We start from the raw sequence: 10,797 nt of genomic DNA, 5'->3' as shown, positions 1-10,797 counted from the left end.
CCCTCACCCCGCCCCGGCCCCGTGGCGGCGGGGGGCCGGGGGCGCCGCGGTCGACGCCGGGTCGCCGGACCGCAGCAAGGCCAGCGCCACGACGAGATAGAGGCCGATGGCAACGGTCAGCGCGATCGTGATGGCCCGCGGGATCGTCTTCGCGGGTTCCCGGACCTCCTCACCCATGGTGGCGATCCGCGCATAACCGGCGAACGCGAAGAACAACAGTCCGGCCGACTGCAGTACGCCGTACGCCGAGGTGCGCGACAGATCGGGATGCTGCTGCGGTCCGGTGGTGAAGACAACGACGAGGACGAGCGTGAGCACGGCGAGCGTGCAGAGCACCAGGATCCGGGTGAGGCGCGCGGTCCGGGTCACGCCGCGATAGTTGACGGCGGCCAGCGCGACCACGGCTGCGAGCGCCACCAACCGCCGAAGCCAGGAGGTGTCGGTGACGTAGGTCGCGAAGGTCAGCGCCATCGCGGCGCACGACGCGGTCTTGCCGATCACGAAACACCAGCCGGCCGCGAACCCCCACCACTCCCCCAGGCGCTCCCGCCCGTACACATAGGTGCCGCCGGACACCGGGTACACCGCCGCCAACTGGGCCGACGAGGCCGCGTTGCAGTAGGCAACGATCGCGGCGAGGAACAGCCCGATCAACACCCCGGACCCAGCCGCCTGCGTGGCCGGCGTCCACACCGCGAACACCCCGGCCCCCACCATCGACCCCAGCCCGATCAGTACGGCGTCCCCGACGCCGAGCCGACGGGCCAACCCCGCCTGGTCCTGCGCTCCAGACTGGGGGTGTGGCGCCGGTTCGTGGTTCGAGGGCATGTCAGGGGTTCGTCGCCAGAGATGCCGCGATCTTGGCTTCGGCATCGGCGACGACCTCCTCCGTGGCTGGGGGCAGCAGGTCCGCCCACAGGGGCAGCATCTCTCGGCGGGCCTCGAGCATGCCCAGCGGCCGGGGGTAGAACCACACGTGGAAGTGGGCAGAACCGTCGCCCCAACGATAGACATGCACCCGCGCGATGTCGCCGAGGGCGAGGATGGCTCGCTCGACCCGAGCGACCACCGAACCGTAACTGTGGGCAAGCCGGTCGGGCAGGTCCACGAACGAGTCGTAGTGGGCCCGGGTCGTCAGCCACACGATGCCGGGGATGGTGACGTCGGTTGCGCGGATCAGTGCCCAGTCGTCGTCGTACCACAGCGGCGGCCGGTGTTCGGAGTGCTCGAAGTCGGCGAGCCAGTCGCACAGCCCGCAGTGCGGACCGCCGGGCTCGCCGACGCGGGGCGGTTCGGGGATCACCCGGGGCTGCGGCTCGAGACGGACCAGCGGTTCGGCGTACGGAAGAGTCATGACGGTCTCCGGTGTGCAGAAGGTGTCGATGCCGCCAGTGAAACATGACTGTTGCGCGAAATGCAACAGCCATGTTTCACGCCTCGATCACTCCGCGAAGCACCAGATCGAGGGTCAGGCGCCGGGCCCGCGACCGCGACCAGTGATGGCGACCACGCATGTGCACGTAGGTCAGCGCGGCCGAAACCATCAGCACCTCCGCAACATCGCTGATCCGGCCGTGCGGATGCAGCGAGCCGTCCGCCTCGCCCTCGCGCAGGAACCGCTCGAACGGATCCAGGAACGAGACCGGCCCGTTCCGCGCCTGCTCCTGGTGGAAGACCAGATCCGACGACAACATCAGCGGCAGATGCCGGTCGATCACGTCGAACAGCGCCTCCAGCGCACGGATCAGCCCCTCGCGCCCGGTCCCCGAGCCGGCCAGCACCGGCCACATCGTGTCCCGGTAGTCGTCGGCGAGTGCGTCCAGCAGCGAGCTGAGCAGCGACTCGACCGTGAGCCCCTGCCGCCACAGCGTCACCCGCGACCGGCCGACCTTCTCCGCGACCCGCTCCAAGGTCACCCCCGCCCAGCCGTGCTCGGCCAGTACGGCGATGGTCGCCGTCCGCAGCGTCTCGTCCACCGCCACCGTCATCGCCGGCCCCTCACTCTTGTGCAACACATACGTTGCATTGCACCATGACTGTACCAACCATCGAGGAGGTGCGTGTGGACACCAGGACGGAGCTCCGGGTGCGGTTCACCGACCAGGAGTGCGCCGGCTTGACCGCGCTCGCCGCGGGACTGCGAGGTGTGGCCGAGACCGAGCTGACCGAGGAGGACGCCCTGGTCGCTGCGGTGGAGCATGCCCTGACCCGCCTGATCGAGGACTTCGAGGTCCCCGACCCGGCCGCCCGGGAGCAGGTCCAGCGGGCCCGCGACGACCTTCGCGCCCATTGGGTCCGCGGCAGCGCCGCGATCTCTTAGGCGGCGCAGCGGTTCTCAGGCAGCCCGCAGTACGTCGAGGAGGCGGGCCACCTCTGAGGCCACCGCGTCGCGGGCCGGGCCGAGGTACTTTCGGGTGTCCACCAGCTTCGGGTTGGCTGCCAGGGTCTCGCGCACCACGCCGGTGAAGACGTTGTTCAGGTGGGTGGCGATGTTGACCTTGGTCATGCCGGCCTCGACCGCGCGGGTGAGATCGGCGTCGGCTACGCCCGACGAACCGTGCAGGACGAGCGGAACGGGTACCGCGGCCTTCAGTTGCGCGATCAGTTCGAAGTCGAGGGTCGCCGTACGCTCGGTCATCGCGTGCGACGAACCGACCGCGACCGCGAGCGCGTCCACCCCGGTCGCCTCGGCGAACGCAACGGCCTCGTCCGGACGGGTCCGCGCACCGGGCGCGTGCACGCCGTCCTTGCCGCCGACCTCACCGATCTCGGCCTCGACGAAGACACCGTGGTCGTGGCAGAACCGGGTCACCTCGATGGTGGCCGCGACGTTGTGGTCGTAGTCGAGCTTGGAGGCGTCGTACATCACCGACGTGAATCCGAGCGTGACAGCCTCCGTGACCAGGTCGCGGTCCATCGCGTGGTCCAGGTGGACGACCACCGGCACCGTCGCGTCCGCCGCCGCGGCCAGCGTCGCGACCCCGATCGGCTTCAGCGCGCCGTGGTACTTCACGGCGTTCTCGCTGATCTGCAGGATCACCGGCGCACCGGCCTGCTCCGCACCCGCGATCAGGGCGGTCGCGTGCTCCAGCTGGATCACGTTGAACGCACCGACTCCACGACCCGCCTTGGCGGCGGCCAGAACGACCTCGGCACCGGAAACCAACGGCATGATCTCTCCTAGTTCACAGTCACTTGCGGCTGCCAGCGCCGGTACGCGTCGAGATCGATGTCTCCGGCAACAGGTGTCAGGACGGCGGCCGCGGACGCGGCGACCGCGGACTTCAGGACGACGGACCAGTCCGGCTCCGGTGTCGCGGCGACTGCGGCAGCGACAACCGCCGTACAGGCGTCACCGGCTCCGGTCGGATTGCCGCGGACGGTCTCCACGGGCAGGGCACGCCAGACGCCTTTCTTGCTGGCGGCAACCATTCCGCGCGGCCCGTCGGTGATCACGGCGGCGGTCGCGCCGAGCGCCACGAGTTGCCCGGCGCCGTCCTCGACCTCCACATCGCCCACCGCGGCCCGCAGTTCCGACGCATTGGCACGCACCACCGCACCCGCGCGGGCCGCTGCGTTCAGCGCGGCACCGCCGGCGTCGATGACCGTCAGTACGTCGTGATGCCGGGCACGGACCGCGATCTCGGCGTACGCGTCGGACGGAAGCCCCGGCGGCAGACTGCCCGAGCAGGCGAGTACACCCAGCCGTCCCCACGGCATCCGGTCGCCGAACGCGCGCCATTCGTCCGCGGTCACCGACGGCCCGGCCTCGTTGAAGATCGTCGCGTCGCCGTCCACATCGTTGACGACGGCAACGGTACGCCGGGTCTCGCCGGCGATCGGGGTGAGCAGCGCGGTCAGCCCCGCGTCGAACAGCTCCTCCGCGACCAGCTCACCGGTGACGCCGCCGACGAACCCGAGCACCAGCACCTCGTGGCCGAGGGTTGCCGCGACGCGGGCGACGTTCACGCCCTTTCCGCCCGCGCGGCGGCGGATCCGGTCGACGCGATGGCTGCCGCCGACCCGCAGTTCGTCGACCTCGTACGTGACGTCCAGCGCGAGATTGAGCGTGACGGTCCCGATCAGTCCAGCCACGACCCGGCCCGCATCACCCGCTGGACGGTGTACTCGTCGTCCAGCAGGACCAGGTCGGCCCGCTTACCGGTCTCGATCGAGCCGACGTCGTACCAGCCGAAGGTCTGCGCCGGCGTCGTCGACGCCATCCGCGCGGCGTCCACCAGCGAGGTGCCGGCCCGGACCGCGTTCCGGAACGCGACATCCATGGTCAGCGTACTGCCCGCGATCGAATGCTTGCCATGGGCAAGCGTCACCAGGCCGTCCTTGACGTCGACCTCGAGGCTGCCGAGCTTGTACCGGCCGTCCGGCATCCCGGTGGCCTCCATCGCATCGGTGATCAGCGCGATCCGGTTCACGCCGGCGGCCGCGAGCGCGACCCGGACCACCTGCGGGTCCAGGTGCAGGCCGTCGTTGATCACCTCGAGCAGCAGCCGCTCGTCGTTCAGCGCGGCGCCGACCGGACCCGGGTCGCGGTGGTGGAACGGGCGCATCCCGTTGAACAGGTGCGTCGCCACGGTCGCCCCGGCGTCCGCACCTGCGATCATCTGCTCGTACGCCGCGTCGGTGTGCCCGAGCGCCGCGACCGCGCCCGCGTCGACGACCTGCCGGATCGCGTCCAGACCGTTGTCCAGCTCCGGCGCGATCGTCACCATCTTCACCGCGTCGCTCAGCACCTTCGCGACGTCGTCCTTGAGCGGCGGCCGCAGCAGCGTCGGCTCATGGGCGCCACACCGCGCCTCGGAGAGGAACGGTCCCTCGAGGTGCACGCCCGCGATCACCCCGTCGGCGATCAGCTCGGACAGGCACGCCGTCTGCGCCACCAGCTCGTCGAGCGGCGCCGTCACCAGGCTCGCCAGCGTGGTCGTCGTACCGTGATTGGCGTGGAAGGCCGCGACCTTGCGGGCCTCCTCCGGATCGGTGGTCGAGTACGTCGCCCCGCCGCCGCCGTGGGTGTGGATGTCGACGAAACCCGGGACGACCGTTACGGCTCCGAGGTCCTCGGGCCGCTTGCCGTCGGCCGGCATTCCCTCGGACCGGCGGCCGAACGCGACAATGTCCTCGCCCTCGACCTGGATCCAGGCGCCCTCGAGTACGTCGTCCGGCGTCACCACCCGGCCCACGCGGTACGTGGTCATGCTTGTGTGTCCTCCGCTGTCGATGCACCAGTACCTGCATGGTCCCAGGCCATCAAGGCGGCGCCGAGCATGCCGGCCTCCTCACCCAGGACCGCGGCGACGATCTCGGGCTCGCGCTGGAACGTGAGCCGCGCGTGCACCCCTTCGCGCAGCGGCTGGAGCAGTGTCTCGCCGGCGCCCACCAGACCGCCGCCGATCGCGATCCGGGTCGGCGCGACCAGGGTCGTGTAGAGCACCAGGGCGTCGACGAGCGCGGTGATCGCGTCATGCCAGACCTGGGCGGCGTCCGGGTCACCGGCCGCCAGCAGTTCCATCACCTCGCGAGCGCCGTCGACGGTCCGTCCGGTGCGTGCGGTGTACCGGCGGGCCAGTGCGGCCGCGGAGGCGACCGTCTCGAGACAACCCCACTGCCCGCACGCGCACAGCTCCGCGGCGTCGCCGTGGACGAACTTCGAGTGGCCGAGTTCTCCGGCGTACCCGTCACCGCTCACCAGCGACCCGTCGACGATCATCGCCGCGGCGATCCCGGTGCCGAGCGGGAGGAACATCGCGTTCGTGGCGCCGGCCAGCGCGCCCTGCCGGAGCTCGGCGTATCCACCGGCGCGGACGTCGTGGGCGAGCACGACCGGCAGGTCGTCGGCACCCGTCGCCCGGACCGCCGCCTGCACTTCGGCGAGCACCGGCGTACCGACCCATTCCAGGTTCTCGGCGCCGACCGTGCCGTGCTGGGCGTCGATCACACCGGGCACCACGACCCCGACGGCGCGTACGTGGTGGCCCTCCGCGTTCGCCTTCTGGGTGAGCTCGACAACGGTCTCCAGCAGCGCGTCGAGCACGGCGCGGCCGCCGTCGCGGGCATCGGCCCGGGGTGTCGGCCTGGTCTCGCGGTGCAGCACGGCACCGTCCGCGGCGACCAGGCCGCACTTCATCCGGGTTCCACCGAGGTCGACGGCAACCACGACTTCACAGGGGTCCACGGAGCGCCATTATGCAGCGTTACCCGGCAGTCCGAACATCCATGAGCAAAAACTGGACAACCTCACGCCGCCCAGTGCGCAATCTGGTCTGCTCGTCCTCCCCGGCTCTCAGGACCTCAAGCCGTGGTCGAACGCGGCGACCAGGAAGGTCACCAGGCTCTCGGTGAGCTTGGCCGGATCCTCCGGGCCGGTCGCGCCCGGCGCCGGCGACAGGGCCTGCGACTGGTGCAGCGCGAGCAGGCCGAGCATGTTCATGTACCCGAAGGCGACCGCATCGGATGACGCGTGCGGCAGCGCCCGCTGCAACGCGGCCAGGAACCTGCTCTCGATCGGTTCGGACTCGGCCGCGTACAGCTCCCGGATCCGCCGGCTCGGATCGAACGCGATCCGGCCGATGAACCGCGCGACCACAGCACCGCGTTCACCGCGGCGCGTCACCAATTCCAGCCCAGGTTCGACGAACGCCCGGATCAGGGCTTCCGGATCGGGAGACCCGCCGGCCTCCAGCTGATCCAGCCGGCGCCGCCGCTCGGCGTTGACCGGGCCCAGCGCCCGGGCCACTGCCGCGCGCAGCAAGGCTTCCTTCGAACCGAAGTGATAGTTGACCGCCGCGATGTTCGCGGCTGCCGCGACCGTGATGGCCCGCAGCGAGGTGCCCTCGTAGCCCCCTTCGCCGAACCGTTGCTCGGCGACGTTGAGCAACCTCTCCCTGGTCGTTTCGACCGGCGTCTCCACAGAGTTCTCCTTCCCCCCGACTACCGCTCGCGCAGGCACCCCACCTGCTCACGCGCAGTAGCCTGCAGTCAGCATAGTTCAAACGGTCGTTTGAACTGGAGGGCTCAGCTCAGTTGTCCCGAGAAATCCTCAGATTTCTCTGAAACCCTTTCCTTCCCACCGCTCCCACCCTTCACACCTCCACCACGCGGCGTGCACGAGCGAGTGAAATGCGTGAGTGCGTTAGGGTCCCGAGCCATGACTTCCGTACGGGTCGAGCGGCATTTCCGGGGGCCGGAACGATCGGGCAACGGGGGCTACGTCGCCGGTCTCGTCGGGACCGCGCTGACGGCCGAGCTCGACGCGGGCCTCGTTCCGCAGGTCACGTTGCGGATGCCGCCGCCGCTCGAGAAGGCCCTCGAGTTGACGCCCGGCCGGCTCGTCGACGGTACGGCCGTGGTTGCCGAGGCGGTCGGGGTCGACGGCGATGTCCTCGCGGACGCGACGGTCGATCCGGTGTCCCCCGAGGAGGCGCGCGCGGCCGAGGCGTCGTACCGCGGACTGCGCAACCACCCGTTCCCGGGCTGCTTCGTCTGCGGACCGGCGAATCCGGACGGCCTACAGCTCAAGCCCGGTCCGATCGGCGACGGGCGGACGGCGTGCACGTGGACCCCTGCCCCGGCACTCGCGACCGAGGGGCAGGTGGACGCGGTCTTCCTGTGGGCGGCGCTGGACTGCCCCGGCGGCTGGACGATCGACCTCGAAGGGCGCCCGTCGGTGCTCGGGCAGCTGACCGCGTGCGTGGACGCGCGGCCGGAGCCCGGCGAGGAATGCGTCGTCCTCGGGCGCTACCTCGGTGCGGACGGGCGGAAGACGTTCACCGCGAGCACGCTCTACGACGCCGACGGCCGCGTCCTGGCGCGGGCGAAGCACACCTGGATCATGGTCGACCCGGCGCTGTTCAACTGAACGATGTCCCTCCAGGTATGCAGAACCCCCTCGAACGCGGCCTGAGAGCGCCGTTTCGCGGGGTTCTGCATACCTGGACGAACAGTTAGCGGGTTCGGGCCGCGTGGGCGCGGACCTTGGCGCGGTTCCCGCAGGTCGCCATCGAGCACCAGCGACGCCGGCCGCGCGGGTCGAGGAACAGCCAGCCGCAGGACGGGCAGCTGCGGATGTGCGCCCGCTCCGCGCCGGTCAGCAGTTCGCCGGCTCGGAGCGCGAGGGTGTGCAGCGGCAGGTCTTCGTCCTCCGGCAACTCCCACGTGGCCCCGTGCTGGGTGCGGACGAATCGACGGTGTGCGGACGCCTGCTCGATTCGTTGCGCCACCGCCTCGAAGGTTCGCTCGTCCGCGTCGCCGGACAGGACGTCGTACAGACTCGCTCGGAACTCGAGTACCGGCTGCAGCTCCGCGGGGTGCTCACGGAGCCGGTTGACCGTTGCCGGCGGCAGCAGACCGACGTACGACGTCCACGTCAGGAAGGCGTCGTGCGACGTCAGCCACTCGGTCCGGGCGGGGCCGCGGGCGGTCCACTCGGACCGAGTGTTGACGAAGTCGAGCACCGGGTGCGCGCCGACCGGTTTGGGCAGCACGACGCCCTCGACCAGCTCGAGATGGGACGGCAGCGCACTCATGGTCGTACCGCGCTTACCGGGTGGGTTGCGACGGCTGGTTGCCGGACGGCGGGTTCGGCTGCTGGGTGGTCGTGGTCGGCACCGGGATGCTGACGTTGCCGTTCTGCGGGATCACCATGAACTGGATCTTGCCCGACTCGATCGCGGTCTTCAGCAGGTAACCCTGCGCCCCGAGCATCGCGACCTGCTGTTTGACCGATTGCAGCTCGACATTCACCTGCTGGTTCTTCTGCACCTGGGTCGCCTTCGCCAGCTCGGCCCGCTGCTTCGCCTCGAGCCCGTCGATGATCCCCTTGTCGAGCGGCATCGGCTTCTGGATCGTGAACGAGAGCTCACCGCAATCGTTGCTGCCGTTGTACCCCGGTCCGCAGAAGTAGTCCCCGCCGACCGCGGCCGGCAGCAGCCGGGTGAACTCCTTGGCCGCTGCGGTCTGGAACTGCGACTTCATCTTCTCGTTGTTGTACAGCTCGGCCCAGCCGTAGTTGGTCGCGACCGCGGCCAGCGCCCGGTCGATCTGCGGCCGGAAGTAGCTCTGCAGCATGGTGTTCCAGCCGTCCTCCTCGTACGCGTCGGTCTTCAGGCCGATCCGCTCGTGGAACGACTTCAGCACGTCCTTCTCGCGGTTCAGCGTGAAGTAGACCTGGACGCGGACGCCCAGCCGGACGTTGTCCTTGCTGACCACGGTGACCTCGTCCGCCGCGTCGGTGTCCGCGCCGTCACCGCCGATGATGTACGAGCGCTGGTCGATCGGGTACGTGTAGACCGTGTCGCCCGGGCCGATCAGCTTGTTCGTCGAACCCGGCGGGATGACCGACTTGAACTTCTTGTCCTCGATCACGCCGCCGCCGTAGTGCAGGCCGATCCGGTTGGCGTCGGTGTTCGCGAAGTTGAAGATGCTGAACAGGATGATCAGCGCGATGACGGCCACGATCACGCCGCCGATCACCTTCCCCTTGCCGCCGCCGCTGCTCTTGGGCGTGATCACAGCAGGCTTCCCCAGCTTGGCCATCAGTCGTCGAGCTCCTTGCGTTTCTCCACCAGTCGCCGCACGTCGGCGAGGGTCAGGTCGGCGGTGACCGCGACGTCCCGCGGTACCGACGGATGCGAGCTGAGCGTCCGTAAACCCTGCTCCGCAGCCGCGACTGCCCGCTCCAGCGCCCTGGCCTCGGCCATCAGCCCCCGGTGTTCGGCGTTCAGCTCGGCCAGTGCCTGTTCCGCGTTCGTCGCGCGGCGGTACGACGTCCACGCGAACCAGGCGGTTCCGATCAACAGCACGATCGCCGGCAGTCCGAGTCTGATCATGTCCTGATTGTGGTTCATCCCTGGGCGAAAATCTGTTGAAGGCGGCACCGGTGGGCAGTAGGTTCGCAGTACACGCGAAGGGAGGTGGTCCAACGCATGAATTGCTATCGGACTCGTGAGGTGGCGGCGGGCTGACCCGCCAACCACTGAAGTAAGTGGGCATGTGGTCGGCCAATTCAACGCCGCCACCGGGCCCGCGGGCAGTCAGGTCAGTCCGCCTGACCCAGAGTTCGGCCACCCGGTCGTGTCTCTGGAAGCGTCCGCGGGCTTCCTTATGCCCTGCTCGTTTATGCCCTGCTCATTTGTGCCGGCTCAGGGCTGCAGCCGGATCAGCTCCCAGGCGTCGCCCGTCGTTCGACGGTAGGCGAGCCGGTCGTGCAGCCGGCCCGTCCGGCCCTGCCAGAACTCGATCGTTTCCGGCGTCACCAGGTACCCGCCCCAGAAGTACGGCGTGGTGATCGTGGTGCCCTCCGGCCACTGCCGCTCGTACGACGCGTACTGCAGGTCGAGCTCCTCGCGGGACGCGACCGGCTGACTCTGCTGCGAGGCCCAGGCCCCGAGCTGCGACTCGCGCGGCCGGCTCCCGAAGTACGCGTCGACCTCCGCGGCCGGCAGCTTCGTGACGGTCCCTTCGACCCGGACCTGCCGCTCCATCGCATGCCACGGGAACACCAGCGCGCACCGCGGATTCGACTCCAGGTCCTCCGCCTTGCGGGACTGCTGGTTGGTGTAGAACACGAACCCGCGCTCGTCCACGCGCTTCAGCAGCACGGTCCGCGCCGACGGCCGTCCGTCCTGGTCCGCGGTCGCGAGCACCATCGCGTTCGGCTCGGCCAGGCCGGCGTCCCGTGCCTGCTCGAGCCAGATCCCGAACTGCACGATCGGGTCGGCGTCGACCTGACTTTCCAGCAGCTCGCCCAGCCCGTACGTCTCCCGCATCTGCGCAAGGTCCACA

At 69.8% G+C, this 10,797-nt stretch carries 14 protein-coding genes; 2 read left to right on the top strand and 12 right to left on the bottom strand.

Going from position 1 to position 10,797, the window contains the following annotated elements; translation table 11 throughout:
* Nucleotides 1-3 precede the first annotated feature (3 nt).
* The 3 genes from AB0B82_RS18565 to AB0B82_RS18555 all read right to left on the bottom strand — a co-directional run bounded on the left by AB0B82_RS18565 (nt 4) and on the right by AB0B82_RS18555 (nt 1,988).
* Nucleotides 4-768, bottom strand: a complete 765-nt coding sequence (locus tag AB0B82_RS18565) for an APC family permease (protein ID WP_360169406.1) — start codon at nt 766-768, stop codon at nt 4-6.
* A 61-nt stretch (nt 769-829) separates the two neighbouring features.
* Nucleotides 830-1,354, bottom strand: coding sequence for a hypothetical protein (locus AB0B82_RS18560; protein WP_360169403.1), 525 nt, complete (start codon nt 1,352-1,354; stop codon nt 830-832).
* Between the two features lie 76 nt (nt 1,355-1,430).
* The gene (locus AB0B82_RS18555; RefSeq protein WP_360169400.1) at nt 1,431-1,988 is read right to left on the bottom strand and encodes a hypothetical protein; all 558 of its coding nucleotides are present in this window, start codon (nt 1,986-1,988) and stop codon (nt 1,431-1,433) included.
* A gap of 44 nt (nt 1,989-2,032) precedes the next feature.
* Here AB0B82_RS18555 and AB0B82_RS18550 point away from each other — a divergent pair, with 44 nt between their 5' ends.
* Nucleotides 2,033-2,320 (top strand): hypothetical protein, encoded by a 288-nt coding sequence (locus AB0B82_RS18550; protein WP_360169397.1) that lies wholly within the window; start codon nt 2,033-2,035, stop codon nt 2,318-2,320.
* A 15-nt stretch (nt 2,321-2,335) separates the two neighbouring features.
* Here the strand turns inward: AB0B82_RS18550 and AB0B82_RS18545 are convergent, their stop codons facing one another.
* From AB0B82_RS18545 to AB0B82_RS18525, 5 genes are all read right to left on the bottom strand, one after another.
* The gene (locus AB0B82_RS18545) at nt 2,336-3,172 is read right to left on the bottom strand and encodes a class II fructose-bisphosphate aldolase (RefSeq protein WP_360169394.1); all 837 of its coding nucleotides are present in this window, start codon (nt 3,170-3,172) and stop codon (nt 2,336-2,338) included.
* Nucleotides 3,173-3,180: 8 nt separating this feature from the next.
* Nucleotides 3,181-4,095, bottom strand: coding sequence for a hexose kinase (locus AB0B82_RS18540; RefSeq protein WP_360169391.1), 915 nt, complete (start codon nt 4,093-4,095; stop codon nt 3,181-3,183).
* Nucleotides 4,083-5,213, bottom strand: a complete 1,131-nt coding sequence (gene nagA, locus AB0B82_RS18535) for an N-acetylglucosamine-6-phosphate deacetylase (protein ID WP_360169388.1) — start codon at nt 5,211-5,213, stop codon at nt 4,083-4,085. The genes AB0B82_RS18540 and nagA overlap by 13 nt, the downstream gene beginning before the upstream one ends.
* Nucleotides 5,210-6,190: an ROK family protein gene (locus tag AB0B82_RS18530; RefSeq protein ID WP_360169385.1), complete on the bottom strand. Its 981-nt coding sequence runs from the start codon at nt 6,188-6,190 to the stop codon at nt 5,210-5,212. Before AB0B82_RS18530 ends, nagA begins: the two co-directional genes overlap by 4 nt.
* A gap of 108 nt (nt 6,191-6,298) precedes the next feature.
* Complete coding sequence (locus tag AB0B82_RS18525; protein ID WP_360169382.1) at nt 6,299-6,925, bottom strand: TetR family transcriptional regulator; 627 nt, start codon at nt 6,923-6,925, stop codon at nt 6,299-6,301.
* A 237-nt stretch (nt 6,926-7,162) separates the two neighbouring features.
* Between AB0B82_RS18525 and AB0B82_RS18520 the strand changes: the two genes are divergently transcribed.
* Nucleotides 7,163-7,873, top strand: coding sequence for a hypothetical protein (locus AB0B82_RS18520; protein ID WP_360169379.1), 711 nt, complete (start codon nt 7,163-7,165; stop codon nt 7,871-7,873).
* 85 nt (nt 7,874-7,958) lie between these two features.
* On the opposite strand, the gene AB0B82_RS18515 is transcribed toward AB0B82_RS18520, so the two are convergent.
* The 4 genes from AB0B82_RS18515 to pdxH form a co-directional block, all read right to left on the bottom strand.
* Nucleotides 7,959-8,540 carry a CGNR zinc finger domain-containing protein gene (locus AB0B82_RS18515; RefSeq protein WP_360169376.1) on the bottom strand — a complete coding sequence of 194 codons (582 nt, stop codon included), beginning with the start codon at nt 8,538-8,540 and terminating at the stop codon, nt 7,959-7,961.
* 13 nt (nt 8,541-8,553) lie between these two features.
* The gene (locus tag AB0B82_RS18510; protein ID WP_360169373.1) at nt 8,554-9,549 is read right to left on the bottom strand and encodes an SPFH domain-containing protein; all 996 of its coding nucleotides are present in this window, start codon (nt 9,547-9,549) and stop codon (nt 8,554-8,556) included.
* Nucleotides 9,549-9,842 carry a hypothetical protein gene (locus tag AB0B82_RS18505; protein WP_360169370.1) on the bottom strand — a complete coding sequence of 98 codons (294 nt, stop codon included), beginning with the start codon at nt 9,840-9,842 and terminating at the stop codon, nt 9,549-9,551. Before AB0B82_RS18505 ends, AB0B82_RS18510 begins: the two co-directional genes overlap by 1 nt.
* 312 nt (nt 9,843-10,154) lie before the next feature.
* A complete protein-coding gene (gene pdxH, locus AB0B82_RS18500) occupies nt 10,155-10,796 on the bottom strand; it encodes a pyridoxamine 5'-phosphate oxidase (RefSeq protein WP_360169367.1) in 642 nt (213 codons plus the stop codon).
* Nucleotide 10,797 lies beyond the last annotated feature (1 nt).

The organism is Kribbella sp. NPDC048915 (assembly GCF_040649595.1).
Lineage (GTDB): Bacteria > Actinomycetota > Actinomycetes > Propionibacteriales > Kribbellaceae > Kribbella.
Note: the sequence above shows the minus strand (reverse complement) of the source record. Positions and strands in the feature narration are given on the sequence as shown.